Source organism: Nocardia aurea (genome assembly GCF_003123685.1).
In the GTDB taxonomy this organism is placed as follows: Bacteria; Actinomycetota; Actinomycetes; order Mycobacteriales; family Mycobacteriaceae; genus Nocardia; species Nocardia aurea.
The window spans coordinates 334088-360856 of sequence record NZ_QCYJ01000103.1; the positions used below are offsets into that span (position 1 = coordinate 334088).

23 protein-coding genes and 1 pseudogene are annotated in these 26769 nt (G+C 68.3%); 15 read left to right on the forward strand and 9 right to left on the reverse strand.

Annotation, left to right across the window (positions count from 1 at the left end; genetic code table 11):
- The first annotated feature begins 250 nt into the window (after positions 1-250).
- Together DAT37_RS22710 and DAT37_RS22715 are read left to right on the forward strand one after the other, a co-directional pair.
- Positions 251-568: a type VII secretion target gene (locus tag DAT37_RS22710; RefSeq protein WP_109526843.1), complete on the forward strand. Its 318-nt coding sequence runs from the start codon at positions 251-253 to the stop codon at positions 566-568.
- A gap of 9 nt (positions 569-577) precedes the next feature.
- On the forward strand, positions 578-2257 hold the full coding sequence (locus DAT37_RS22715) for a hypothetical protein (RefSeq protein ID WP_109526844.1): 1680 nt from the start codon (positions 578-580) through the stop codon (positions 2255-2257).
- A gap of 86 nt (positions 2258-2343) precedes the next feature.
- On the opposite strand, the gene DAT37_RS22720 is transcribed toward DAT37_RS22715, so the two are convergent.
- Both DAT37_RS22720 and ypfJ read right to left on the reverse strand, forming a co-directional pair.
- A complete protein-coding gene (locus DAT37_RS22720; protein WP_109527336.1) occupies positions 2344-2862 on the reverse strand; it encodes a hypothetical protein in 519 nt (172 codons plus the stop codon).
- 57 nt (positions 2863-2919) lie between these two features.
- Complete coding sequence (gene ypfJ, locus DAT37_RS22725; protein WP_109526845.1) at positions 2920-3843, reverse strand: KPN_02809 family neutral zinc metallopeptidase; 924 nt, start codon at positions 3841-3843, stop codon at positions 2920-2922.
- Positions 3844-4140: 297 nt separating this feature from the next.
- Between ypfJ and aspS the strand changes: the two genes are divergently transcribed.
- Positions 4141-5955 carry an aspartate--tRNA ligase gene (aspS, locus tag DAT37_RS22735; protein ID WP_109526847.1) on the forward strand — a complete coding sequence of 605 codons (1815 nt, stop codon included), beginning with the start codon at positions 4141-4143 and terminating at the stop codon, positions 5953-5955.
- A 217-nt stretch (positions 5956-6172) separates the two neighbouring features.
- Positions 6173-7159, forward strand: a complete 987-nt coding sequence (locus DAT37_RS22740) for a DUF389 domain-containing protein (protein WP_109527337.1) — start codon at positions 6173-6175, stop codon at positions 7157-7159.
- Here DAT37_RS22740 and DAT37_RS22745 read toward each other — a convergent pair whose 3' ends face one another.
- Positions 7160-8137 (reverse strand): ICP22 family protein, encoded by a 978-nt coding sequence (locus DAT37_RS22745; RefSeq protein ID WP_109526848.1) that lies wholly within the window; start codon positions 8135-8137, stop codon positions 7160-7162.
- A 193-nt stretch (positions 8138-8330) separates the two neighbouring features.
- Here DAT37_RS22745 and DAT37_RS22750 point away from each other — a divergent pair, with 193 nt between their 5' ends.
- Positions 8331-9500, forward strand: a complete 1170-nt coding sequence (locus DAT37_RS22750) for a phosphotransferase family protein (protein WP_109526849.1) — start codon at positions 8331-8333, stop codon at positions 9498-9500.
- A gap of 22 nt (positions 9501-9522) precedes the next feature.
- On the opposite strand, the gene DAT37_RS22755 is transcribed toward DAT37_RS22750, so the two are convergent.
- Both DAT37_RS22755 and DAT37_RS22760 read right to left on the reverse strand, forming a co-directional pair.
- Positions 9523-10032: a mycothiol transferase gene (locus tag DAT37_RS22755; RefSeq protein ID WP_109526850.1), complete on the reverse strand. Its 510-nt coding sequence runs from the start codon at positions 10030-10032 to the stop codon at positions 9523-9525.
- A gap of 47 nt (positions 10033-10079) precedes the next feature.
- The gene (locus DAT37_RS22760) at positions 10080-11741 is read right to left on the reverse strand and encodes an alkaline phosphatase D family protein (RefSeq protein ID WP_109526851.1); all 1662 of its coding nucleotides are present in this window, start codon (positions 11739-11741) and stop codon (positions 10080-10082) included.
- Positions 11742-11943: 202 nt separating this feature from the next.
- Between DAT37_RS22760 and DAT37_RS22765 the strand changes: the two genes are divergently transcribed.
- From DAT37_RS22765 to DAT37_RS22790, 6 genes are all read left to right on the forward strand, one after another.
- Positions 11944-13302 carry a replication-associated recombination protein A gene (locus DAT37_RS22765; protein WP_109526852.1) on the forward strand — a complete coding sequence of 453 codons (1359 nt, stop codon included), beginning with the start codon at positions 11944-11946 and terminating at the stop codon, positions 13300-13302.
- Positions 13303-13394: 92 nt separating this feature from the next.
- A complete protein-coding gene (gene alaS / locus DAT37_RS22770) occupies positions 13395-16058 on the forward strand; it encodes an alanine--tRNA ligase (RefSeq protein ID WP_109526853.1) in 2664 nt (887 codons plus the stop codon).
- Positions 16058-16630, forward strand: coding sequence for a Holliday junction resolvase RuvX (ruvX, locus tag DAT37_RS22775; protein WP_109526854.1), 573 nt, complete (start codon positions 16058-16060; stop codon positions 16628-16630). Before alaS ends, ruvX begins: the two co-directional genes overlap by 1 nt.
- Positions 16627-18153 carry an endolytic transglycosylase MltG gene (locus DAT37_RS22780; protein WP_109526855.1) on the forward strand — a complete coding sequence of 509 codons (1527 nt, stop codon included), beginning with the start codon at positions 16627-16629 and terminating at the stop codon, positions 18151-18153. Before ruvX ends, DAT37_RS22780 begins: the two co-directional genes overlap by 4 nt.
- Before the next feature lie 25 nt (positions 18154-18178).
- On the forward strand, positions 18179-19012 hold the full coding sequence (locus DAT37_RS22785; protein ID WP_109527338.1) for a shikimate dehydrogenase: 834 nt from the start codon (positions 18179-18181) through the stop codon (positions 19010-19012).
- A gap of 71 nt (positions 19013-19083) precedes the next feature.
- Positions 19084-19560 carry a B-4DMT family transporter gene (locus DAT37_RS22790; RefSeq protein WP_109526856.1) on the forward strand — a complete coding sequence of 159 codons (477 nt, stop codon included), beginning with the start codon at positions 19084-19086 and terminating at the stop codon, positions 19558-19560.
- Positions 19561-19616: 56 nt separating this feature from the next.
- On the opposite strand, the gene aroB is transcribed toward DAT37_RS22790, so the two are convergent.
- From aroB to DAT37_RS22810, 4 genes and pseudogenes are all read right to left on the reverse strand, one after another.
- A complete protein-coding gene (gene aroB / locus DAT37_RS22795) occupies positions 19617-20738 on the reverse strand; it encodes a 3-dehydroquinate synthase (RefSeq protein ID WP_109526857.1) in 1122 nt (373 codons plus the stop codon).
- Between the two features lie 772 nt (positions 20739-21510).
- Positions 21511-22029 (reverse strand): annotated as a pseudogene (locus DAT37_RS45640) (shikimate kinase); the annotation flags it as partial.
- Positions 22026-23234 (reverse strand): chorismate synthase, encoded by a 1209-nt coding sequence (gene aroC / locus DAT37_RS22805; RefSeq protein WP_109526859.1) that lies wholly within the window; start codon positions 23232-23234, stop codon positions 22026-22028. The pseudogene DAT37_RS45640 and the gene aroC, both read right to left, overlap by 4 nt.
- Before the next feature lie 135 nt (positions 23235-23369).
- The gene (locus DAT37_RS22810) at positions 23370-23801 is read right to left on the reverse strand and encodes a prepilin peptidase (RefSeq protein WP_109526860.1); all 432 of its coding nucleotides are present in this window, start codon (positions 23799-23801) and stop codon (positions 23370-23372) included.
- A gap of 225 nt (positions 23802-24026) precedes the next feature.
- Here DAT37_RS22810 and DAT37_RS22815 point away from each other — a divergent pair, with 225 nt between their 5' ends.
- The 4 genes from DAT37_RS22815 to DAT37_RS22830 all read left to right on the forward strand — a co-directional run bounded on the left by DAT37_RS22815 (position 24027) and on the right by DAT37_RS22830 (position 26586).
- Entirely contained in the window at positions 24027-25151 is a 1125-nt protein-coding gene (locus DAT37_RS22815) for a M24 family metallopeptidase (protein ID WP_109526861.1), read from the forward strand.
- Positions 25152-25216: 65 nt separating this feature from the next.
- Positions 25217-25780 (forward strand): elongation factor P, encoded by a 564-nt coding sequence (efp, locus tag DAT37_RS22820; RefSeq protein WP_109526862.1) that lies wholly within the window; start codon positions 25217-25219, stop codon positions 25778-25780.
- Between the two features lie 33 nt (positions 25781-25813).
- Positions 25814-26323 carry a transcription antitermination factor NusB gene (nusB, locus tag DAT37_RS22825; protein WP_109527339.1) on the forward strand — a complete coding sequence of 170 codons (510 nt, stop codon included), beginning with the start codon at positions 25814-25816 and terminating at the stop codon, positions 26321-26323.
- Positions 26320-26586: a YciI family protein gene (locus tag DAT37_RS22830; RefSeq protein ID WP_109526863.1), complete on the forward strand. Its 267-nt coding sequence runs from the start codon at positions 26320-26322 to the stop codon at positions 26584-26586. The genes nusB and DAT37_RS22830 overlap by 4 nt, the downstream gene beginning before the upstream one ends.
- Positions 26587-26769: the final 183 nt, after the last annotated feature.

Sequence of the window (26769 nt, forward strand, 5' to 3'; positions counted from 1 at the left end):
GTTCTAATTTGCAACAGGTTCCAGTTTTTGCCCTATCGCCGTGCGGCGGGCAGGAACTCGCGGGTTCGTATCGGCATGGGAGACGGGTGCGGACCGTCTGGCTGCCCGCATGGGGGTCGGCTATATTAAGGCCCAACCGTGCCGGTTCGTGCGCTGGGAGTGCGTAGGGTCGGCGCGGACAGGGTGTAGAAGACGCCGGCGACGGCAAGCGCACGACACGAACGTTCACGACGATTTGGGGGGTTGCTCGATGGCAGAATTCTCGGCGGATACCGACGGGCTGCGGCTGTTCGCCACGGAGAACGCGGGTATCGCTTCGGAACTCGCGGGTGCGGCGAGTTTCGACACGGTGGCGCAGGTCTCGGCGATGACGCCGGTATTCGGACTGATCGGCGCGGATTATCTGCTCAGCTTCGCGGCGGCCCAGGTATTGCAGGCCAGGGATATCAACGAACTCTCGGCGAAATACCAGGGGCTCTCGTCCAAGGCCTTCAGCGCCGCGCTGCGCTTCGACGGCCAGGACACCGAACACGCGGCCGATCTCGGCGCCGCCGCGGAACAGATCTGAGGTCGCGCGATGAAGCCCATCGATACCGCCGACACCGGTCTGATCATGCCGCAGGACCAGGCCTCGGCCTCGACCCAGCACGCCGCCGACGACGCCGTTCAGATCGCCGCCGCGGCGGCGCAGAGCACTCCGCAGGCGATCCAGGATCTGGCGATGCCGCAGTTGCCCGAGGATATGGAGCCGATCGAGGCGCCGGAATTCTTCCTGTCCAAGAAGATCAGCGACGACGCGCAGTCCGGCGGTATCGGCATGCCCGCCGGACCGGGTGGGCTCAACGGTGGCGCGGCGCCCGACGCCCAGGGCGTTCTCGGCGCGGCGCCCGCCGATGTCTCCGGCCTGCTCGGTGAGGCGAACACCGCGATAAGTCATGCGACGACACAGGTGCAGTCGGCGGCCCAGGGCGTGCTCGATCAGGCGAACGGTGTGGTGGGCAGCGCGCTGAGCTCGGGCGCTGCCCAGGCGACCCAGGCCGCCGCTTCGGTGCCGACGGCGCTGTCCTCGTTGCCCGCCATGCCCGCCGATCCGGTCGCCGCGCTGATGAACGGACTCTCCGTTCCCGCCCTGCCCGGCGTCGACCAGTTGGTGAAGCCGATCCTCGATCTGCTCAGCAGCTTCGGCACCGGCGTCATGGGCGCACTCGATCCCACCCAGATCCTGAGCCAGGCCTCCGCGGTCGTCGACAAGGCTGTGGCGCTGGGCAAGGGCAGTATGGCCACGGTCGAGCAGGTATGGGAAGGGCAGGCCGCCCGCAGCGCGTCGGCGGCGAGTCAGCAGGCGAGCGTCCAGGGCCAGGAGACGAGTACGAACGGGACGGATATCGCGAAACTCACCGAGTTCGCGGCCTCCGACGTGCAACGCGGCAATACCGAACTCGTCGCCGTGGCCAGCTCGTTCGTGACCCAGGCCGTCGCCATGGCGCCGGTCATCTTCACCCCGCCCGGGCAGGCCGCGCTCATCGCCTCGGCGACCGAACATCTCGGCAATGCCGTGGGGGTGGTCAATGCCACGCGCGGTCAGCTCGCGGGCAAAACCGCCGAACTTAACGGCGTCGTCGCCCAGATGCTCGGGCAGAGCGGGCTTCCCGCCCCGCAGGACGTGGCCCAGGCAGCTATCCAGAACATCGGCGAGCCGCTGATGAGCGAGGCACAGGACACCGCGACCAAAGCGGCCGGACTCGGCGATTCCTCCGGACTCTCCTCGCTGGGCAGCCAGTCCCCGACCGCGGCGCAATCTGCGGGCGGCAGCCAGGGCAGTTCGGGAAGTCCGAGTGCGCTCGGCGCGCTCGGCACCGCGCGGCCGGGAGGTTCCGGCGGTTCGGGGCGCGGCGGCGGCGGTTCCGGATCGGGTTCCGGCTCCTCGTCCTCGGCTCGTCCGGGCACGGGCTCGCTCGGATCGACGGTGTCCCCGTTGCGTTCGGTGCCGGGGCTTTCGGGAACGTCGCTCGGGGCCGCCAGCGGCGCTTCCACGTCGACGGCGGGTACCGGAAGTTCGTTCATGGGCAGCCCCGCGGCCGGAGCCGCCGGCGCCAAGGGCGGCGACGACGATCAGCACTCGCGCAATGTGGCGCCGTATCAGAGCATCATCGGCAACGACGACCTGACCGGACCGCTCGGGGAATCGACCCCGGACGTCATCGGCGCGCCGCATTCGGACGAGCTGCTTTCGGACTACGAACAGGACCAGTTCTAGTTCGTTCTCGCACAACCGTATTCGGCACGAGTGCCCCTTCCCGAGTCGGGAAGGGGCACTCGTGCCGAACGGAAGTCCTTCGGAGGTCAGTTCTTGACGAAGGCGTCCAGCAGTGTGCGGTAGAGGTCGGCGAAGCGTTTTCTGGCGCTCTGCTGATCGGTGGTGAGTCCTTCCGACAGGTCCGGTGCGTAGACGATCAGGTGCACGGTCTGTTCGGGCGGTTGCGGCATCAGATCGATGATCTGGGTGCCGTGGTCGGTGATCGACGGGGTGCCGAGGTCGAGGGTCGCGAGTTGCTTGATCTCGGTGAGCGCCGAGCGCACCACCTCGGGGCGGATCTTGCCCTCGAGCTGTTGCGGTGGGGTCTCCGGCTTGCGATCGGCCGAAGCGGCGTCGGGCTTCTTGATCGCGCGGCCGTCGGCGAAGATCTCGAGAATCGGGCGTAGATCGGTTCGGTCCTGCCATCCGCCGGGGATGGTCGTGAGGGTCAGCAGGGCGATCGAGTCGGCATCCGCCGACCCGGATTCCGGGTCGGCGGCGGCGGTGCCCGCACCGCCCACGAGGGCCAGTACGAGAACCACCAGCGCTGACATTGTTCTGCGCATCAGATAACCCACCTCGTTCACTGTGTCGAATTCGCCGACGGTCGGAGGCGACGTCGGTCAGCGCAGCGCGTCGGGATTGTCCAGGTCGCGAGCCGAATACGTATCGCACGCGTCGACCCGGCCCGTCCGGTATCCGGTGAGGAACCACTTCTGCCGCTGTTCCGAGGAACCGTGTGTCCATGCCTCCGGGTTGACCCGACCCTGCGCCGCGCGTTGGATCCTATCGTCACCCACCGCCGAGGCGGCGGATAACGCGTCGCGAACATCGTTGTCCGACAGTGGCTTCAGAAACGGCTGCGAACCGCCCGGCGCGGGGGTCTTGTCGGCGTAGTGCGCCCAGATCCCCGCGTAGCAGTCGGCCTGCAATTCGGTACGCACCGCACCGGATTCGGGACCGCGCGGATCGCGTTGCGCGCGGCCGATATCCCCGAGCAGATTCTGGATGTGATGGCCGATCTCGTGGGCGACCACGTATTCCTGGGCGAGCGGCCCGTTGCTCGCGCCGAAACGATCGGTCAGCTCGTTGAAGAAGGTGACGTCGAAGTAGGCGGTCTGATCGGCCGGGCAGTAGAACGGGCCGACCTCGCTGGTGGCATTGCCGCAGCCGGTCGCCGTCGCACCCGAGAACAGCACGACCTGGGGTTTGACATATTTGTCGCCCGTCTGCGCGGGCAACTGCTCACCCCAGATGACATTGAGGCTGACCGCGGTCAGCGCCACCCGGCAGTCGACGTACTTGTTGGCGTCGGCGCCGGTCTTGCAGTGCTCGGGCGTGCCCGCCGTCGCGGATTCGGACTGAGGATCCTGCGCGCCGGTGAGGTCGCCCAGCAGCGAACCGGGATCGCCGCCGAACAGCAGTGCCAGCACCAGCACGATGATTCCGCCCGCGCCGCCGCCGAGGGCGATCTTGCCGCCCCTGCCGGGACCACCGCCGGAGCGGACGGCATCCGGATCGATTTGCATGCCCTCGTTGAAGGTCATCGTCGTCGCTTCCTGTGTTCGATCGGACGCGCGCCGCCACGGGTCGTCGGACGACGATCCACGGCGGGATGTGGCGCAAGGTCGCACCCGACATACCCGGTGCGACCTGGTATCCACACCTTGTCACGGATGAACGGCATTCCGTTACCGAGTGCGGACGTGTCGCGCCGATGGGCGATTCGCGCGGTTTCGGGGTGTCACGAGCCGAGCGTGATTAGGGAGCCTGCCTGCGTCGTCGCTACGATGGCAACCGCACCGGGTGGCCCAACCGGTGCCGGAATCGTCGAAAGGAATCCCGTGCTGCGCACCCACTTGGCCGGTTCGCTGCGAAGCGAACACGCCGGCCAGACCGTCACCCTCACCGGCTGGGTGGCCCGGCGTCGTGACCACGGTGGCGTGATCTTCATCGATCTGCGTGACGCGTCCGGCGTGGCGCAGGCGGTATTCCGTGAGGGCGAGCCCGCCGAACAGGCGCACAAACTGCGCGCCGAATTCTGCGTGCTGGTCACCGGGATCGTGGAGCAGCGCCCCGACGGCAACGAGAACCCCGACCTGCCGACCGGCGGCATCGAGGTCAACGTCACCTCGCTCGAGGTGTTGAACGAGAGCGCGCCGCTGCCGTTCCAGCTGGACGAACAGCCCGGCGAGGAAGCCCGGCTCAAGCACCGCTACCTCGATCTGCGACGCGAGGGCCCCGCCCAGGCGATCCGGCTGCGATCCAAGGCGAACGCCGCGGCCCGCGATGTGCTCGCCGAGCACGCCTTCGTCGAGGTCGAGACGCCGACGCTGACCAGGTCCACCCCCGAGGGCGCCCGCGATTTCCTGGTTCCCGCGCGGTTGCAGCCCGGCAGTTTCTACGCGCTGCCGCAGAGCCCGCAGCTGTTCAAGCAGCTGCTGATGGTCGGCGGTATCGAACGCTATTTCCAGATCGCGCGCTGCTACCGCGACGAGGATTTCCGCGCCGACCGTCAGCCGGAGTTCACCCAGCTCGACATCGAGATGAGTTTCGTGCGCCAGGAGGACGTGATCCTGCTGGCCGAGGACATCCTGGTCGCGCTGTGGAAGCTGATCGGCCACGACATCCCGACCCCGATCGCGCACATGACCTACGCGGAAGCGATGCGCCGCTTCGGTTCCGACAAACCCGATCTGCGTTTCGGCGTCGAGATCACCGAACTCACCGAGTACTTCCGCGAGACGCCGTTCCGGGTGTTCCAGTCGCCGTATGTCGGCGCCGTCGTCATGCCGGGTGGCGCGAGCCAGCCGCGCCGTCAGCTCGACGCCTGGCAGGACTGGGCCAAACAGCGCGGAGCGAGGGGCCTCGCCTACGTTCTGATCAACGAGGACGGCACCCTGGGCGGTCCGGTCGCCAAGAACATCACCGACGCCGAACGCGACGGCCTGGCCAAGCAGGTCGGCGCGGAGCCGGGCGACTGCGTCTTCTTCGCCGCGGGCGAGGTCAAGTCCAGCCGGGCCCTGCTGGGCGCGGCGCGCGGCGAGATCGCCCGCAAGGTCGGCCTGATCGACGAGAGCGCCTGGTCGTTCGTGTGGATCGTGGACGCGCCGATGTTCGAACCCGCCGCCGAGGCGACCGCGAGCGGCGATGTCGCGCTCGGTCATTCGGCGTGGACGGCCGTGCATCACGCGTTCACCTCGCCCAAGCCGGAATCGCTCGACACCTTCGACACCGATCCCGGGTCCGCGCTGGCCTACGCCTACGACATCGTCTGCAACGGCAACGAGATCGGCGGCGGTTCCATTCGTATCCATCGCCGCGACATCCAGGAGCGCGTCTTCGAGGTCATGGGGATCAGCCACGACGAGGCGCAGGAGAAATTCGGCTTCCTGTTGGACGCCTTCGCCTTCGGCGCGCCGCCGCACGGCGGTATCGCCTTCGGCTGGGACCGGATCGTCGCACTGCTCGGTGGTCTCGACTCCATCCGCGAGGTCATCGCGTTCCCGAAGACCGGTAACGGCGTGGACCCGCTGACCGACGCGCCCGCCCCGATCACCGCGCAGCAGCGCAGGGAAGCGGGTCTGGACGCGAAACCGGAGCAGAAGAAGGGCCAGCAGTCCGCGAAGCCGCAGGCCGAGGTGGCCGCACCGCAGTAAACGAACGGCCGCGGGCGCGGCGGCCTCGGTGCCCGGGATCGCTGTGACCGTCGCGTATTCGAGATCCCGCCGTGCGCATTGCGTTCGGCGGGGCGCTGTGGGATACGTGACCGTTCACCATGTGTCGGTTCGTTGAGCGGTCCCCTCACGAGTGCGGTAGCTTCGTCTCGATTTCGACGTCCTCCGCGTGGAGGACGCTGACGGCGAGGGGATACCCGTGCTCCATCTGCGCATGATCAGTCCTCCCGAGACGACCGATCCGGTGCTGCGGGTGCTGGCCGACGAGCCCGGCGTCACCCACATCACGTGTGCGCGTGGGGTGGCGATCGAGCCCGAGGGCGATCTGATCCAGGCCGATATCGCTCGCGAGGCCGCCAACGAGGTGATCGAACGGCTCAAGGAATTGGGTATCGAGCACACCGGCGGTCTCACCCTCGTACCGGTCGAGACCGTGCTCTCCGATGCCGGCGACCGCGCGGTGGACGAGGCTCCGGGCGATCCGACCGACGCGGTGGTCTGGGAGGAACTGCTCGCCCAGACCCACGAGGAATCCTCTCTCAATTCCACTTTCGTGGCGTTCCTGACGATCGCCTGCCTGCTCGCCGCCGTCGGTGTGGCGACCGATTCTCCGGTGACCATTGTCGGAGCGATGGTGGTCGGTCCGGAATTCGGTCCGCTCGCGGCCTTTTCGGTCGGCCTGGTGCGGCGGGACTGGGCGCTGGTCCGCCGGTCGGCGGTGGCCCTGCTGGTCGCGTTCCCGGTCGCGATGGTGGTCACCCTCGCCGCCACCGCGGTATGGGAACAATTCGGCTGGATCACCCTGACCGGGGTGGAGCATTCGAACAATGTCGACTTCATCTACGAGGTCGGACCGTTCTCGCTCATCGTGGCCCTACTGGCGGGAGCGGCGGGCATGCTGTCGCTCGTCACGTCCAAATCGGCCGCGCTGATCGGCGTCTTCATCTCGGTGACCACGGTGCCCGCGGCAGGATTCGCGGTGGTGGCGGCCACCGTGGGCAAATGGAATATCGCCATGATGTCGGTCGGACAGCTCGCGGTGAATCTGTCGGGCATCGTCGTAGCAGGGGTGATCGTGCTCGAATTGCGCCCCCGCGCCGGAAACGACGTGGGGCCGGTGGAACGGTGCAAGCAATGGCTCGGGATGACCTCGAAGGTCGAGAAGGTGAACTGGGTCGAGAAATGATCAGGGTGCGAGGACTCCGCCGGTGAGGCCGCGATAGGCGAAGGTGACCGCGATGACCGACACCGGCCCGGCGACCAGCAGGCCGAGGCCGCACAGCAGCGCGCCGACGAGGGTGATCACCGCGACCGCGAGGGCGAGCAGCAAAGTCTGCCCGAGGTTGCTCACCACCAGCACGGCACTGGATTTGATCGCGCTGAACGGTCCCTGATCCTGATCGATGACGAAGTGCAAGGCGAACATGCACAGAAATCCGACGATCAGTCCCGGAATCACGCAGAACGCCAAGCCGATCCAGGTGCCGATGAACGCCAGCATCGCGGTCAGCAGGACATTGCCCGCGTTCACGAAGCGGAAGTACGACCCGAAAGCCGGTTTGTTGCCATCGGTTTCGTACAGCGCGCCGCGCACCATGGCGGCTTGCAGCAGCCAGACCGCCGCCATCACCGCGAGGAACAGCAACACGACCGGAAGGAAGGAGTTCGGGTCGAAAATCCGGACGAGCAACAAGAAAACCAAATAGATGACAATGCCCATGGCTGTAATTCCGAGCCATGGCGCGGGATTCGCTCGGAACTTTTCCAGTCCGTAGCTGATCGCGTTCCCGACATCGAGGTCGATCGGCTGGCCCACGGTTTGGTAGCCATAGGTGTGCTGGTGGCTGGAATCCACCCCGGAATCGTCCGGGGGGAGAGCCCCCGGACCCGTTCCCTGCGGCCCGTAGGTCGGCTGCGGCGAGTAGGCGATCGGGGGCGGCGGTTCGACCGGCTCGTTGCCGTATTGGGCCGCACCCGGCCCGTCGAACTGCGGGTATCCTGCGCCACCTGCCATTTCGTGACGGGCGTGGGGTGTGCCCGGCTCCGCGGGACGCGGCTGTGCGGCTTCGTGCTGCCCCGATCCGGCCGCGTACTGGCCGCCGCCGCCCTGCGGGGGTGCTTCGCGTGCCGGATCGCGCGGTGCGTGAGACGGAGTGTCGGTCACAGTGTCAGACCTTTCGAGGCACCTGGTTTGCCATGTGGCGCACAGCAGTTGACGATGAGAAAACCCGACCGCCGCAATAGTGTCAAGCAAGCGCCGTGGGTTCCGCGAGCTGGAGGCCGGACACGCCGAGCGACGCGGAAAGGTTGTGTAACAGGTCGCTAGAAGTGACCTGATGCGAGTAGCTTGGGAGTCGATGACCGCACTATTGGCCGAACGCGCCGCCGAAGTCGTGTCCGCAGCACAACAGTTGCTCACAAAGCGAATGGGTGCTGCGGTCAAGCTGAGCGATCCGATGGAACTCAGCGGAAGTGGTAGGACGACAGTCCTACGCGTGCGTGTGTCGGAGAATGCCTATTCGTTGCCTCGGACCCTGATCATCAAGCAGGTCCGCGGTGCCGCACGCGATCGCAGGACCGGCGGGCTGGCGCCCGGCGTGGCCAGCGTCGATTCGGCGTTCCTCCGGGAAACCGCTTCCTACCAGTTCACCACCGCCCTCGGCCGCGACCAACGGCCCGGTGCCTACCTGATCGCGCACAGCCTGCCGGACCGGCTGCTCATCCTGAGCGACCTCGGCGAGAACTCGCTGCTGACCCAGGCCCTGCGCACCGGAGCCGAACCGGCGACCCGCAACGCGCTGATGGCCTTCGCGCAGGCCATGGGCCGCATGCACGCGGCGACGGTGGGACGTGAGGCCGATTTCGTCGCGCTGCTGCGCCGGGTCGAGGTCGTGCACCGGGTGGACGGCATCGCCCAGCAGGCCGAATCCGCCATCGCCGAAGTGCCGGGACTGCTCCAGCGCGAAATCGGCGTCGACGTGCCCGGTGAGATCGCCGAGCGCATCGTGCGCGGTAACCGACTGTTCTCCGCGGGCCGGTTCCGCGCCTTCAGCCCGTCGGATCTGTGCCCCGACAATGTGATCCTCAACGAGGAGGGCGCGCGGTTCCTCGACTACGAATGGGGCGGATTCCGCGACGCCACGCTTGATATCGCGTACGCGCTGGTGTCCTTCCCCGGTTGCCTGTGCGATTTCGAGCTGTCACGTGAACGCGGCGGGCAGATGATCGAGGCCTGGCGCTCCGAGATCGTCGGGGTGTGGCCCGCGCTCGCCGATGACGACGTCCTCGCCGAGCGCATCCTCGAGGCCCGGCTGATCTGGGTATGGCTCAGCACCTACTGGTTCCTGCCCGCCGATCACGCGCGGATCGCCGCGGCCCGCGAGCACGGCCTGTCGGTGCCGCGTTCGGACGCGCTGATCAACCGCTGGGCCGCCCTCGCCGAGGATGCCCGCTGCACCGGCGACGATATCGTCGGCGATTTCGCGGAGGATGTGTCGGCCCGGCTCGAAGAGCGCTGGGCAGAGTAGGGGCCCGTCGGCGGGGTCGCGATCAGCGGCGGCGCAGGAGTACGCCGCGGAGGAACGCGGCCTGCCCGGAATGCTGGATATCGTCGTCGATGACGCTGATCAGCCGCACACCGAGGGTGACCGGCGGATCCCACCGGATATCGACCACGCGCGGGAGATCGGCATCGGTCAATCCGGCGACGTATTTCACGGATTGCTCGTGCGCCGCGTCGAAGTAGCCGAGAAGTAGCTCTGCGGTTGCCGTGACCCTGGCGATCTCGGTCGGGCCGTGCCCGTACCCGGTGTCGGCCTCGGGGAACGGGAGGCCGAAGCGCTCGGCCCAGCCCGCCGTCGTCCACACCTGCTCCAGGTCGGCCACCTCGGCGACGTGATCGTCCTGAACCCTGGTCAGATGCCAGATCAGCCAGGCGATGGAATTGGTGCCCGGCTCGATCGCGGCGTCCAGTTCGTGCTGTGTGAGACCTTCGACGGCTCCGTGCACGTTCTCCCGGATCCGGCCGAAGGCATCGATCAGTAAGTCGGCACTCGTCATACCCGGACCAACAGCGGCGCCCCGGACTTATTCCCGTCCGCCGCTCGTCAGTGGACCGGAGCCGAGCGCGGCGTGACCCGCCCGCCCGACGGCACGGCGAACGAAGCGCCGTGCCGCACAGCGGAATCGGGATTTTCCACATCGGCCAGATAGAACCAGTCCATCTGGGCGCGTTCGGTGGTGACATCGAGGACGCCGTAGCCGTGCGATTCCAGTTCGACATAGCGCAGGTGGTGGTTCGCGCCGGTCACCGCCGCCTCGATGGGCACGGCGGCGGTGCGCGGTGGCGCGCCGATCAATTCGCCGATACTGGACGAAGTGACCGAGGGGACCACGAATTCCGCGCCGACGGTGGGCCCGCCCGGATAGTTCGCGGCGTCGATCGGCAGATCGGCGGCCCAGGAGGAATGGATATCGCCGGTCAGGAACACCACGTCACCGATCCGCTGGTCGTGCAAAGTGCGGAACAGGGTTCGGCGATCGGCGGTGTATCCGTCCCACTGGTCGGCATTGGCGGGGATGCCCGCCTGCGGTAATCCCATGACCCGGGTGAAGGCTTCGGTGGTGGCGGGTTCGAGCGGCGGGAAGACCAGCGGCGCGATCATCACCGAATTGCCGATCAGTTTCCACTGCACCGGGGCCGAGGCCACACCGGCTGTGAGCCACTCCATCTGCGCTTTGCCGGTGATGGTGCGTGCCGGATCGTCGATATCGCGCCAGCCGGTGACCGCCTCGGCCTCGCGATCTCGGTAACTGCGCAGATCCAGCATCGACAGTTCGGCGAGCGTGCCGAACCGCAGGCGGCGGTAGATCTTGGCCTGTTCGCCGGACCCGTTGGCGCGCAACGGCATCCATTCGAGATAGGCGCGCGCCGACGCGGCCCGGCGGTCGCGCCAGTCGCCGCTCACCGCCGGGTCGTGTGTGCTCGAGCCGCCCGACCACGAATTGTCGGCGGATTCGTGGTCGTCCCAGGTGCAGATGAACGGCAGTCGCGAGTGCAGAAGGGCGAGGTCCGGATCGGTCTTGTACTGGGCGTGCCTGATGCGGTAGTCGGCGAGGGTGACGATCTCCACGGTCGGCTCGTGCGGTCGGACGGCTCCGGTGCGGCCGCCGTACTCACCACGGCCGTATTCGTAGATGTAGTCGCCGAGGTGCACGATCGCGTCGAGATCGTCGCGTGCGGCCAGGTGGCGGTACGCGCCGAAAAAGCCCGCCTCCCAGTTCGAGCACGACACCACGCCGAAGCGCAGGCGTTCCGGGGAATCGGCGACGGCGGGGGCGGTGCGGGTGCGGCCGACGGGGGAGGACTCACCGAGCGCGGTGAAACGGTAGTGGTAGACGCCGCCGGGTGCGAGACCGGTGACGTCGACTTTCACGGTGTGATCGGAATCCGAAGTCGCCGTGACACTTCCGGATGCCACCGGCTCGGCGAAGGCGGCGTCTCGGGCGACTTCCCAGCCGACCGTCGCCGGTGCGCCCGCCCCGGAACCCGGGGTCGCGTCGGGGGAGACGGTGACGCGGGTCCAGATGATCACGCCGGTCGGCAGCGGGTCGCCCGACGCGACCCCGTGGGCGAAGACGGGGACGGCGGCCCGCGCGGTACCGGTCGCGAACAGCGCCGTCGCTGCCGCCGCCCCGCCTTTCAGCACGGTGCGTCGGGCGAGGGATCCGAGGGGAGACGGGTCTGAAACGGCATCGTTTACGGCCACGGGTACCGATCACAGTCGATCGGCGAGCGGGAGGCAAGTCGATGACCCGTCTCGGCCACCTGTTCGGACCGGTCGGGGACACTGGGTCGCGTCGTCGCGGGCGACGCGATCCGGTGTCGTACCCGGGCGGTACGGTCGAATGCATGAGCGAGCGATTCGGGTGCCGCCGAGCGTCGGATGCGCGCCCGGGCGAGGCGCGCGCATGAGCGACGGGCTCTTCGACGTGCCCGGGCACGCGGGCCCCGAGTCGGATATGCCGGGCGGGGCGGGCGTGGATTTCCGAGGGCCGGGCACCGCGGCGCCGCTGGCGGTGCGTATGCGTCCGGCGTCGCTCGACGAGGTGGTCGGCCAACAGCATCTGCTCGGTCCCGGCTCGCCGCTGCGACGGCTCATCGAAGGTTCCGGTGCGGCATCGGTGCTGCTCTACGGTCCGCCCGGCACCGGGAAGACCACCCTCGCCTCGTTGATCTCACAGGCCACCGGTCGACGATTCGAGGCACTGTCGGCGTTGTCGGCCGGGGTCAAGGAAGTACGCGCGGTCATCGATCTGGCCCGCCGTCGGCTCACGGCGGGCGAGTCCACCGTGCTGTTCATCGACGAGGTGCACCGGTTCTCGAAGACCCAACAGGACGCGCTCTTGGCGGCGGTGGAGAACCGGATCGTGCTGCTGGTCGGCGCGACCACCGAGAATCCGTCGTTCTCGGTGGTGTCGCCGCTGCTGTCGCGTTCGCTCGTCCTGCAATTGCATTCGCTGACCGACGCCGATATCCGGTCGGTGCTGCGCCGCGCGATCACCGATCCGCGTGGTTTCGGCGACTCCTACACCGTCACCGAACCCGCTCTCGATCATCTGGTCCGGATCGCGGGAGGTGACGCGCGCCGTGCCCTGACCGCGTTGGAAGCCTCCGCGGAATCCTCACTCGACGGGACCGTCGACGTGGCCCTGGTCGAGGCGAGCGTCGACAAGGCCGCCGTGCGCTACGACCGCGCGGGCGACCAGCACTACGACGTGGTGAGCGCGTTCATCAAATCGATTCGCGGTTCGGACGTCGACGCGGCGCTGCACTACCTCGCGCGGATGCTCGGCGCGGGCGAGGATCCGCGTTTCGTCGCCCGTCGCCTGGTGATCTCGGCTAGCGAGGACATCGGCATGGCCGATCCCACCGCCTTGCAAACCGCCGTCGCGGCGGCCCAGGTCGTGCAGCTGATCGGGATGCCGGAGGCGCAGCTCACGCTGACCCACGCCACGATCCATCTCGCCACCGCCCCGAAATCGGGGGCGGTGCCCGCCGCGCTGGGCGCGGCCATGGCCGATATCGCGGCGGGCAGGGCGGGCTCGGTGCCTGCCCACCTGCGTGACGGTCACTACTCCGGGGCCGCCGCGCTCGGCAACGCGCAGGGCTACAAATATCCGCACGACGATCCGGACGGCGTGCTGGCCCAGCAGTATCCGCCCGACGAATTGGTCGGCGCGGATTACTACACCCCGACCGACCACGGGTACGAGCGTGAGATCGGCCCGCGCGTGCAGAAGTTGCGCCGCATCGTTCGCGGCCGGTAGCCGTGGCGGCGCCCGTATCGCGCCCCGGGGCGGCCGGTGCGAGCGGCGGGCGATGAAAAACCACGTGCGCGGCACCGGTAGGCTGGATATCTGTGCAGACCCACGAGATCCGACGGCGATTCCTGGACCATTTCGTCCGTGCCGGCCACACCGAGGTGCCCAGCGCGTCCTTGATCCTGGCCGACCCCAACCTGCTGTTCGTCAACGCGGGCATGGTGCAGTTCGTGCCGTATTTCCTCGGTCAGCAAACCCCGCCGTACGCGACCGCGACCAGCGTGCAGAAATGCGTGCGCACCCTCGACATCGAGAACGTCGGCATCACCACCCGCCACAACACCTTCTTCCAGATGGCGGGCAACTTCTCCTTCGGCGACTACTTCAAGCGCGAGGCCATTGCACTGGCCTGGTCGCTGCTGACCGGTAGCGTCGAGGACGGCGGTTACGGCTTCGACGCCGAACGTCTCTGGGTCACCGTCTACCTCGACGACGACGAGGCCGAACGCATGTGGCTGGAGATGGGTGTGCCCTCCGAGCGCATCCAGCGCCGCGGAATGGCCGACAACTACTGGTCGATGGGCATCCCGGGTCCGTGCGGTCCGTGTTCGGAGATCTACTTCGACCGCGGCCCGGAATTCGGTGTCGATGGCGGCCCCGAGGCCGACGAGGATCGCTACCTCGAGATCTGGAACCTCGTGTTCATGCAGAACGAGCGCGGTCAGGGGATCGGCAAGGACGATTTCGAGATCCTCGGCCCGCTGCCGAAGCAGAACATCGATACCGGCATGGGCGTCGAGCGTGTCGCCTTCCTGCTCCAGGGCGTGGAGAACGTCTACGAGACCGATCTCTGCCGCCCGATCATCGACAAGGCCGAGGAGCTGACCGGACGCTCCTACGGTGTCCAGCACGAGGACGACGTGCGCTTCCGCGTCATCGCCGACCACGCGCGCACCGCCGCGATGTTGATCGCGGACGGCGTCAACCCGGGCAACGACGGCCGCGGCTACGTGCTGCGCCGCCTGCTGCGCCGCATCGTGCGCTCGGCCCGGCTGCTCGGCGCGGAGAAGCCGGTGATGGCCGAATTCATGAAGGTCGTCAGCGATCTGATGGCGCCGTCGTATCCGGAGTTGGCCACCGATTTCCGGCGCATCGAGACCGTCGCGGTGGGCGAGGAGACGGCGTTCCTCAAGACGCTGAACACCGGCTCCACCCTGTTCGACAACACCGCGTCCGCGGTGAAGGCCAAGGGTGGCAAGACGATCCCCGGTTCGGAAGCCTTCACCCTGCACGACACCTACGGGTTCCCGATCGACCTCACCCTGGAGATGGCCGCCGAGGCCGGACTCGCCGTGGACGAGGCCGGTTTCCGCTCGCTGATGGCCGAGCAGCGCACGCGCGCCAAGGAGGACGCCAGGTCCCGCAAGCACGCGCACGCGGACCTGACCGTCTACAAGGATCTCGTCGACCGCGGCCCCACCGAGTTCACCGGATTCGACGAACTCACCTCCGAGGCGCATGTGCTCGCGCTCATCGCCGACGGGGTGCGTGTTCCGGTCGCGACGGTCGGACAGGACGTCGAGGTGATCCTCGATCGCAGCCCGCTCTACGCCGAATCCGGCGGCCAGATCGCCGATCGCGGCACCATCACCGCCGCCGGGATCAAACTGCGCGTCAACGACGTGCAGAAGATCGCCAAGAAGGTGTGGGTGCACAAGTCGACGGTGGAGCAGGGGCAGATCACCGAGGGTGATGTCGTGCTCGCCCAGGCCGATCCGGCGTGGCGCAGCGGCGCGACCCAGGGTCATTCGGGCACCCACATGGTGCACGCGGCGCTGCGTCAAGTGCTCGGCCCCAACGCCGTGCAGGCCGGTTCGCTGAACAAACCCGGCTACCTGCGCTTCGACTTCAACTGGCAGGGCCAGCTCTCCGAACAGCAGAAGGCCGATATCGAAGCGGTGTCCAACGACGCCGTCAGCTCGAATTTCCCGGTCAACACCTTCGTCACCGATCTGCCCAAGGCCAAGCAGATGGGCGCGCTCGCGCTGTTCGGCGAGAACTACGGCGACGAGGTCCGCGTGGTCGAGATCGGCGGACCGTTCTCGATGGAATTGTGCGGCGGCACCCACGTGCGGCATTCCTCGCAGATCGGGCCCATCACGGTGCTGGGCGAATCCTCGGTCGGGTCGGGGATCCGTCGCGTCGAGGCGTTCGTCGGCCTGGATTCCTACAAGTACCTGGCCAAGGAACGCGCGCTGCTCGCCGGTGTCGCGTCCTCGCTCAAGGTGCCCTCCGACGAGGTGCCCGCGCGCGTCGAGCAGCTGGTGGAACGACTGAAGGTGGCGGAGAAGGAGCTCGAGCGGACCAAGATGGCCGCCGTGTTGTCCTCGGCCGGTGCCTTCGTCGACCAGGCCGAGCGTGTCGGCGGGGTGTTGCTGGTCGCCGTCGCGGCTCCCGAAGGGGTGCAGGCGGGAGATCTGCGGACACTGGCCACCGATATCCGCGGTCGATTCGGTAGCGAACCGGCGGTCGTCGTGCTGCTCGGCAATACCGACGGCAAGGTGCCGTTCGTGGTGACGGTGAACAAGGGCGCGCAGGGTCTTGGCTTCAAGGCGGGCGATCTGGTGGCGAGTTTCGGACCGAGTATCGCGGGCCGCGGCGGCGGCAAGCCGGAGATGGCACAGGGCGCGGGCTCGGATCCCTCCGGGATCGCGGCCGGCCTGGCCGCGGTCCGCGCCCGGGTGGCCGAACTGGCCGGTTGATGGGCGATTCGGAGAGTTCCGAGCCGTCGGGTCGGTCGCGCGCCGCGGACCGGCCCGATTCGGCGTCCGATCCGGGCCGGGGCAGACGGATCGCGATCGATGTCGGCAGCGTCCGAATCGGGGTCGCCTCGAGTGATCCCGACGGTATCCTGGCTACGCCGGTCGAGACCGTGGCGCGGGCGAAAAAATCCCGGGCCGGTGGTCCCGCCGCGGATATCGAGAGAATTGCCCACATTGTGCGGGAATACGAGGCGGTGGAGGTCGTCGTCGGCCTGCCGAGGACCCTGCGCGGGGAGAAGGGAACCGCGGCCGACCTCGCGATCGCGTTCGCGGAACGTTTGCGGATGGAAATTGATCCCGTGCCGATCAGGCTTTCCGACGAACGTTTGACTACCGTGTCAGCTGCACGTGCATTGCGGGACAGTGGAGTTCGCGCGCGTGGCCAGCGGCAGGTGATCGATCAGGCAGCGGCCGTGTCGATCCTGCAAGGATGGTTGGACGAACGGAGTGCGGTGTTGAAGTCGGTCGAAGAGGCGTCGATGGGTGACGCGTCGTTCGGAGACGATGCATGACGGATCGGTGGGCACGGGCTGAGGAACGCTATAAACAGCGCGAGGCTGAGCGGCGTTATCAGCGAGACGACCGAGCCTGGGGTGGGCACGGCACTTCCCAGGACGAGCCCGACGATTGGGATGACTACGAGGACGACACCAACGTCATCCCTCGGTACACCGACGACGAGCCTCGGTATGACGAACCGCGGTACGACGAGCCTTCATACGAGGACCTCGAGGACGAGGAGCCCGAACCGCCGCCGCCGCCGAGAGCGCGCGGCCCCCGGGTCGGCAGGCAGGAACCCCCGGAACGCGGTCGTTCGGGACGACGTCCCCCGGCGAAACGCTCCCAGCGGGGGAAGCGCTCGCGGGCGGCGGCGCGCAAGGCCGAGGAACGGAAGAAACGCCGCAGGACCCTGTGGCTGGTCGCGGGATTCTTCATCGTGGTGCTCATCGGCGCGGTCGGCTTCGCGAGTATGAAATTCGCCAGGTCGGTGGCGATTCCGGAGGATTACGCCGGACCGGGCGGGCCGCTGGTGGTGGTCCAGGTCCATCCGGGCGATACCGCCAAGGAGATCGCCTCGTCGATGGTCGACAAGGACGTCGTCAAGAGCAGCGGCGCGTTCTACGAAGCGGCGGTGCGCAATTCGGGGATGAACGCGGTGCAGCCGGGTTTCTACGCCATCCCCAGTCAGGTGCCGGCCCTGGACGCCGTGACGGCGTTGCTCGGCAAGAATTCGCGGGTCGGCAATGTCGTCGTGTCGGAGGGCAGGCTGCTGCACGACCAGCACGATGTGAACACCGGGGCGCGCAAGGAGGGGATCTACACCAAGATCGCCGCCGCCAGCTGTATCGGCGCCGCCACCGCGAAGAAATGTGTCACCTACGAGCAGCTCGCCGCCGCGGGAGCCGACGCCGATCTGGGCGCGCTCGGCGTGCCGAGTTGGGCGCAGGCCAGGGTGAAGGCGGTCCCGGATCGCGCCAGGCAGCTCGAGGGCCTGATCGCGGCGGGCACATGGGACTTCGATCCGAGCGCCTCGCCGCAGCAGATCCTGAAACAGCTGGTCAGCGCGAGCGCCACGAGTTACGAGTCGACCGGCCTGCTCCAATCCGGGGCGACGACGAAACTGTCACCCTACGAGACGCTGATCGCGGCGTCGCTCGTCGAACGCGAGGCGTTGCCGCAGGATATGCCCAAGGTGGCGCGGGTCATCATGAACCGGCTGGAGGTGGGTCAGCAGCTGGAATTCGATTCCACCGTCAACTACGCGTTGGATCAGACCGAGGTCGCCACCACCGACAGCGACCGTGCCACCCGCACGCCGTGGAACACCTACGCGATGGCCGGGCTGCCCGCCACCCCGATCGCCGCGCCGTCGTTGAACGCTCTGCGCGCCATGGAGAATCCCGAGCCGGGACCGTGGCTGTACTTCGTGACCATCGACATGAAGGGCACCACATTGTTCACTCAGAGCTATTCCGAACACCTACGCAATATCGAGAAGGCCGAGGACAGCGGAATCCTCGACAGTGGCCGATGAACGCGGTGCGGCGGTGAACGGCACCGTGGCGAACGGGGCCGCGGTCGATGGCGCCGCGGCCCGCAAGGCCGCGGTGCTCGGCAAGCCCATCGCGCATTCGCGCTCTCCGCAGCTGCATCTGGCGGCCTACCACGCGCTCGGGCTGCCGTGGACCTACGAGCGGATCGAATGTTCGGCCGAGCAGTTGCCCGGTCTCGTCGACGGTCTCGGTCCGGAATGGGTCGGGCTGTCGGTCACCATGCCGGGTAAGGAAGCGGCCCTCGCGTACGCGAACGAGCGCACCGAGCGCGCCGAACTGGTCGGCTCCGCCAACACCCTGGTCCACACGGCGGGCGGCTGGCGTGCCGACTGCACCGACGTGGACGGCGTGGTCGGCGCGCTGCGCGAGGGCGGTGTCACCGCGCTGGAGAGCGCGGCCGTACTCGGCGCGGGCGGTACCGCGCGTCCGGCGCTGCTCGGACTGTCGGCGCTCGGCGCGAAATCGGTGACGGTCTTCGCCCGCGACGCCGGACGTGCGCGCGGTGCGGTGGAATTGGCCGAACGCCTCGGCATGGCGGTCGCGGTGGCCGGATTCGACGCGCAGTCCGTCGAATCGGTGTGCGCCGAGGCCGGTGCGGTGGTCAGCACCATTCCGTCGGAGGCGGCCGCGGTCATCGCGGCGTCGGTGGCGCACGCTCCCGTGGTACTCGACGCGATCTATGACCCGTGGCCGACACCGCTCGCGGTGGCCGTGGCCCGAGCCGGTCATACGGTGGTCAGTGGGTTGCGGATGCTGCTGCATCAGGCCTACGGCCAGGTCGAGCAGTTCACCGGGTGCCCCGCGCCGCGCGCCGAGATGGCCTCGGCGATGGAGGAGTGATCCCCTCCCGGCCACATTTCTGATACCTGTTCTAGTTCTGTTGCGGCGAGCTGGGCGTTAAGGTAGTCGATATGACTGCTTGGGTTCTGCGGGCTTTCGCGCTCGGTGTGCTGGTCGTCGGCCTGCGTATCGGGCTCGGGTTCGGGATGGTGTACTGGCCGACGCACGGGAGTTCGATGCGGATCTTGTGCCTGGTCGTACTGCTCGCCGTCATCGTGGCATGGGGTGTGCTCGACGGCCGCGCCGATCGCCTGGACAACCCGGACCCCGAACGCGGCTCCGACCTGACCATCCGATGGTTGAAGGCGGCGGTCGCGGGCGGTGTCGGCAGCGGTCTGGTCTCCTGGATCGTGGACTTCTTCCCGAAGATGGACCTCAGCGACAACGGACTGCTCTTCGAAGTGACAGCGGGTGCGTCCTTCATCATCCTGCTGATCTTCATCCCCGCGCTGATCGGCGTCGGGATCGGTCGCATGGTCGCCGGACGCGCGGCGGAGAAATCGGTGAGTGTCGAATCCGAGCGGCACCCGGTGGCGTCCGCGCACTGACGCGGAGACGACGAGGGCGCACTCCCCGTGGAGTGCGCCCTCGTCGCATGTGAGCGCTAGAGCAGGACCGCGCCGCCGCTGGGGCTCTCCTCGCGGGCGATGGCCGAATAGGCCGCCGCCAGCAGGGTCGGGTCGGGGCCTTCCAGACGGCCGGGCTTGGCGAGGCCGTCGAGGACGACGAAACGCAGGACGCCCGAGCGGGTCTTCTTGTCGGTCTGCATCGCGTCGAGCAACTGGGGCAGCGCGTCGGCGTCGTAGGAGACGGGCAGCCCGACGGCGGTCAGCACCGCACGGTGCCGATCGGCGGTGGCGTCGTCGAGACGACCGGCAAGCCTGCCCAGTTCGGCGGCGAAGACCAGCCCGACCGACACCGCCGCACCGTGCCGCCAGCGGTAGCGCTCGCGCCGTTCGATGGCGTGTGCGAGCGTGTGCCCGTAGTTGAGGATCTCGCGCAGGCTCGCTTCCTTGAGATCGGCGGCGACCACATCGGCCTTGACCTGGATCGCCCTGCGGATCAGTTCGGGCAGCACCTCGCCGGTCGGATCCAGCGCGGCCTCGGGATCGCGTTCGACCAGATCCAGGATGACCGGGTCCGCGATGAAACCGGCCTTGATGATCTCGGCCATGCCGGCGACGATCTCGTTACGCGGCACCGTCTCCAGCGTCGCCAGATCGACGAGTACGGCGGCCGGTTCGTGGAAACTGCCGACCAGGTTCTTACCGGCCTCGGTGTTGATACCGGTCTTGCCCCCGACCGCGGCGTCGACCATCGCCAGCAGGGTGGTCGGCACGTGCACGATCCGCACGCCGCGCATCCAGGTGGCGGCGACGAAACCGGAGAGATCGGTCGCCGCGCCGCCGCCGAGGCTGACCACGACATCGTTGCGGGTCAGACCGATCCGGCCGAGAACCTCCCAGCAGAAACCCGCGACGGCCAGTTCCTTACCGGCCTCCGCGTCCGGGATCTCCACCCGGTGTGCGTCGATCCCGGTGTCGGCCAACGCCTTGCGCACCACTTCGGCGGTCTCGGCGAGCGGCGGCTGATGGAAGATCGCGACCGTGCGGACCCCCGTGGTCACCCCCGCCACCGATTCGACGAGTTCACCGAGCAGTCCGCGCCCGATGATGACCGGATACGGGTCGGCGGTCTCGACCTGGATACGCCTCGGCTCTGTCACGAATGCTCCGATTCTCTCGTTACGAAATGTCGTGCCGCGCGGTCGTGGATCCGGCCCGCTCGTACTGCCGACCACGGGCGTGCACGCCTGATCGCGCGTCGACCCGCGGTGCTCATGTGCGCCGTTCCGATTCTGTGCCCGCCGACTGTTTCTCGGCTCGGCCGCGACCGCGCGGGGCACGCCTGCGACGTGAACGCCCGGGCTGACGCTCCCCGGTGCCCCGGTTGGCATCGGCCGTGCGGTCCCGGCCCTGCGATTCGGTGAGCGTGCCGGTATCGGGCACGGCACCGTCGGTGCGGCGGGAGGTGACCCGGCGCACCGCCGGTGCCGTGCCCGAGTCGGGAATCTCGGTACCGTCCGTGCCCGCTACCGGGCTCGGAGCGCCCGCCGCGCGTTGCGCTCGACGCGGCCGACGCCTCGTCCCCGAGGCCCCGGCGTCGGTGATCGCGTCGGGCGACGGACCGGAATGCCTGTCGACGCCCGCCTCCGTCGCGACGCGGTGGTTGTTCGCGCGGCTGTTCGCCGTGGCGGATTGGCCGCTCGTGCCGTTGTTCGGGGTGCGACGACCCCGGGCGCGGCGTGAGCGCTGCCTCGGGGCGGGATCGTCGGTGCGATCGGGCGTCGGCTCGGTGGTTTCGGTGGTTTTGTGCTTGGCCGATGCCCGGGCCCGGGCTCGTCGGCGGGTGCGCGACCGCCTGCCTGCGGGAGCGGGCACGGCTTCGACGGTGGTATCCGGCTCGGGATCGGTACTCGGCGCGACCGAGTCCATGCCGAGTTTGTCCAGGATCATTCGGACGACCCGGCCCGGACTGCGTCCGTCGGTGCGCACGCGGACGGTCGCCACCTCGCGGTAGAGGGGGCGGCGTTCACGCATCAGCTTGCGGTATTTCGCGCCGGGGTCGGCACCGTTGAGCAGGGGTCGCTGGTTGCTCGCCCCGGTGCGGCGCAATCCTTCGGCGATGCTGATCTCGAGGTAGACCACGGTACGGTCGCGCAGCAGCGCCCTGGTGCTCTCCGACAGCACCGCGCCGCCGCCGAGGGAGACCACTCCGCGTTCGCCGAGAACGGCGCGGCGAACGACGCGTTCCTCGATCCTGCGGAATTCGGGTTCGCCGTCGACGGCGAAGATGTCGGGGATGGTCCGTCCGGTCTCGCGCTCGATGCCCGCGTCGGTGTCGTAGAGCTCGACCCCGAGTTCCCTGGCGAGTTTGCGGCCGATCGTCGATTTTCCGGCGCCGGGCGGTCCGACCAGCACCACGCGGGGGGTGCGTGGGTCGGTCTGCACGATCATTGCGACCGACTGTCCGAGGGAATGTGGGGCCGGGTGCTCACCCGCTTGATGTAGCTGTGGATGTTGTCGACGGTCTCGGTGAGCGAGTCGCCGCCGAATTTCTCCAGCGCCACCTGCGCGACGACGAGCGCGACCATCGTCTCGGCCACCACGCCCGCGGCGGGTACCGCGCACACATCGGAGCGCTGGTGGATGGCGACGGCTTCCTCGCCCGTGGTCATGTCCACGGTCGAGAGCGCGCGCGGAACCGTGGAGATCGGCTTCATGGCGGCGCGGACGCGCAGCGCCTCGCCGTTGGTCATGCCGCCTTCGAGGCCGCCCGCCCGGTTGGTGGATCGAAGCACACCGTCGGGGCCGGGTCGCATCTCGTCGTGGGCCTGGCTACCGCGGCGGCGGGCCGTCTCGAAACCGTCGCCGACCTCTACGCCCTTGATGGCCTGGATGCCCATGAGGGCGGCGGCCAGGCGGGAGTCCAGGCGGTCGGCGCCGCTGATGAACGAGCCGAGACCGACCGGAAGGCCTTCCACGATCACCTCGACGACACCGCCGAGGGTGTCGCCGTCCTTCTTCGCCGCCTCGATCTCGGCGATCATCGCCGCCTCGGCGTCCTTGTCGAAGGCGCGCACAGGGCTCTCGTCGACGGTGGCGAGATCGGCGCCGGTCGGGGTGATGCCGGTGGTGTTGGCGGCGGTGCCGATCGAGACGACGTGCGAGACGACCTCGACCCCGAACGCCTGGCGCAGGAAGTTGCGGGCGACGGTACCGGCCGCGACCCTGGCCGCGGTCTCGCGGGCGCTGGCCCGCTCGAGCACATTGCGGGCGTCGTCGAAGTTGTACTTGAGCATGCCGGAGTAATCGGCGTGGCCGGGGCGCGGCCTGGTCAGCGGTGCGTTACGTGCCAGGTCGGCCAGGATCGCCGGATCGACCGGATCGGCGGACATGACGGTGGTCCATTTCGGCCATTCGGAGTTGGCGATCTCGATGGCGACGGGGCCGCCCATGGTGCGTCCGTGCCGGACACCGCCGACCATGGTGACCTTGTCGGCCTCGAATTTCATCCGGGCGCCACGCCCGTACCCGAGCCGACGGCGGGCCAGTTGCGCGGAGATATCGTCCGACGTCACCTCGACACCGGCGACCATCCCCTCCAGGATGGTGACGAGGGCGGGACCGTGAGATTCTCCAGCAGTTATCCAGCGCAGCACGCTCTATATCCTTCCATGTCGGACCCCGCGTGGGTGCATCCGGTCTTTCGTGATCGAGGGCACGTCGACGGTGGCGCGCTCTGTTGTTTCATCGTCGTCGCGGGGTGCGCGCGCAACCCCGCGACCCGCCGGATCTCACGATGCCGTCGCGATCAGCGCGACCAGGGTCGCCAGGCCCATCGACGGTCCGTGCGGCACGCCGTGATCCGCGCGCCGCGCCGCCAGGACGGCCACCCCGGCCGCCGCCGTCAGCGTGGGCGCCCCGAGGGCCGCCCACACCCACGCCTGCGCACCGCCCAACGCGCTCGCCGCTCCCAGCCCGACCGCGAGCTTGACGTCACCGGCCCCCAGCGCGGCGGGCGCGAGGAGATGAATCGCCAGGTACAGCGCGGCGAGTAGCAGCCCGCCGGTGACCGCGACGGTGAATCGTGTTGTGCCCAGGGCATATCCGAGAATCGCGGCGGCACCGGTGGTGGTCAGCGAATTCGGCAGCCTGCGGTGACGCAGATCGAACCAGCCGAGAACCGCGCACCATGCGGTGAGTGTCGCGAGCGCCGTGGGTTCCATGCCGACCAGCCTCGTCCGAGATATGACCGCCGTGCGGCGTGATTCGCGGAATGTGGATGGTTTCGCCATATGTGGATATGCGATGTTCCGCTCCAAGGGAATTCGGCTCCCATGTGGACATCGTGCGGAATCCGGGCGCCGGGGCGGTGGCGCGGTGACCACGGATTCGGCGGCCGTCCGGGCCGTGGGGGGCCGAGCGGGCCCGCGTCGCGGTAGCTTGGACCCATGTCTGCTGATCGCGCCGGCCGTTGGCCCGACTACGCCGCGCGCCGGAGTGCGCTGCGCAGTCTGTTGGTGGAGAACGAAGTCGACGCCCTGCTGGTCACCGATCTGGTGAACATCAGGTACCTGACCGGATTCACCGGGTCCAACGCCACGCTGCTCGTGCATTCCTGGGATATGCGCAATGCCGAGGATCGCACCGTCATCGGCACCGACGGCCGGTATCACAGCCAGATCGCCGAACAGGTGCCCGATCTGCGCGCCGAGATCGCGCGGGCCACCGCGCGCCGGATCGTCGCGCTGGCGGGGGAATGGCAGATGGGCCGGATCGGCTACGAGAGCCACGTCGTCACCGTCGACGAGCATCGAGGTTTCGTCGAGCAGGGCACCGGCCTGGAATTCGTCGCGGCTCCCGGACTGGTCGAACAGTTGCGCACGGTCAAGGACGACTACGAGGTCGAGCAGTTGCGCGCGGCCTGCGCGGCCGGTGACGCGGGTCTTGCGACCCTGCTCGAACGCGGCGGTCTGCGTCCCGGCCGCACCGAGCGGCAGGTGGCGCGCGACCTCGAATGGGCGATGTTCGAACACGGCGCGGAGGCGATCTCCTTCGAGACCATCGTGGCCGCGGGCGTCAATTCCGCCGTTCCGCACCACCGGCCCACCGAGGCGGTGCTCGCGCCGGGCGATTTCGTGAAACTCGATTTCGGCGCCGTGATCGGCGGCTACCACTCCGATATGACCCGCACCCTGGTACTCGGCGAGCCGTCGGACTGGCAGCGTGAGATCTATGCCCTGGTCGAGGAGTCGCAGCGGGCCGGGCGCAAGGCGCTGCACCCGGGCGTGAAGGCCGCCGACGTCGACGCCGCGGCCCGCGCGGTGATCGAAGCCGCGGGTCACGGGGCGCTGTTCGTGCACGGTCTCGGGCACGGCGTCGGATTGCGGATCCACGAAGCGCCGGGAATCGCGAAAACCGGAACCGCTACACTTCTGTCTGGCGTGGCGGTGACCGTCGAACCTGGTGTGTACTTTCCCGGCCGCGGCGGGGTCCGGATCGAGGACACGCTCGTGGTGCGCGAAGGGGGCCCGGAGTTGCTCACCCACACCAGCAAAGACCTGACCGTCGTCTGACGACGGTCGCGCGAGACAACAGTGTTTACGACAACGAAGTTTACGAACTAGGAGATCCGAGGACAGTGGCGGACACCAGCGACTTCAAGAACGGCCTAGTGCTGAAAATCGATGGTCAGCTTCAGCAGATCACCGAGTTCCAGCACGTCAAGCCGGGTAAAGGGCCCGCCTTCGTGCGGACCAAGCTGAAGAACGTCGTGTCCGGCAAGGTCGTCGACAAGACCTTCAACGCGGGTGTCAAGGTGGAGACGGCCACCGTCGACCGCCGCGATATGACCTACCTGTACCACGACGGCACCGACTACATCTTCATGGACGGCGAGACCTTCGACCAGCTGTCGATCGCCGAGGCCACCATCGGCGCGGGCGCCCGCTTCCTGCTGGAGAACATGGCGGTCCAGGTCGCCGTGCACGAGGGCGCGCCGCTGTTCGTGGAGCTCCCGGTCTCCATCGAGCTGATCGTGCAGCACACCGATATCGGCCTGCAGGGCGACCGCTCCACCGGCGGCACCAAGCCGGCGACCCTGGAGACCGGCGCCGAGGTGCAGGTCCCGCTGTTCATCAACACCGGTGACAAGCTGCGCATCGATTCGCGCGACGGCAGCTACCTCGGCCGGGTCAATGCCTGATCGCCGGTTCGGCGCGCGGGGATAATGGTGACTGTGGCGGAACAGCCGGTAGACAAGAAGTCCAACTTCAAGAAGCTCGGCGCCCGGCATAAGGCCAGGCGTCGCGCGGTGGACCTGCTCTTCGAGGCAGAGGCCAGGGATGTCGACGTGGCCGACCTGCTTTCCGAGCGGGTCGACCTGGCGACCCACGACCAGTCGGTCGCGCCCGTGCACGCCTACACCCACACCCTGGTCGAAGGCGTCGCCGACGATCTGGATCGGGTGGACGGCACCATCGAGTCCTACCTGCAGGACTGGGCGCTGTCGCGGCTGCCCGCCGTCGATCGCGCGATCCTGCGTATCGCGGTGTGGGAGTTGTTCCACGCCAACGATGTTCCGCCGGTGGTCGCGGTCGACGAGGCGGTGGAACTGGCCAAGGAGTTGTCCACCGACGACTCGCCGTCCTTCGTCAACGGTGTGCTCGGCCAGGTCGTGCTGGTCGCTCCCCAGGTGCGCGCGGCGGCCGCCGCGACGCGGGCGCCGCGGCCCGGCACCGACGTATGACCAGAAAATACCTGGTCATGGCGATGCGGACGCCGAATTTCGACGCCGCGACGATCGAACCGCACCGACGATTCCTCGACGCGTTGCTCGAACGCGGTCAGCTGCAGGAGAGCGGTAAGTTCACCGACGGCAGCGGCGGCGCGTACGTGATCCTGGCCGAGAGCCTCGATGCCGCGCGCGAGATCGCCTTCACCGATCCGGTGCACACGAGCGGTTCCTCGGAACTGACCGTCTACGAATGGGAGATCGCCGTTTCGGCGTGAATCCCCGCACCCCCGAAACATGCGACAGCCGCACCTCCGACGAGGTTGCGGCTGTCGCGTTTCCGGGGGTGCCCCAAGCTCCCGCCGGTGGGTGTACGGGACCCGGCGGGAGCCGACCGGGATCATCGGCGTGATGTTCCCGGAGCGGGTGTGCGCTCGCACCGCGAGCACCGATTCGATCCT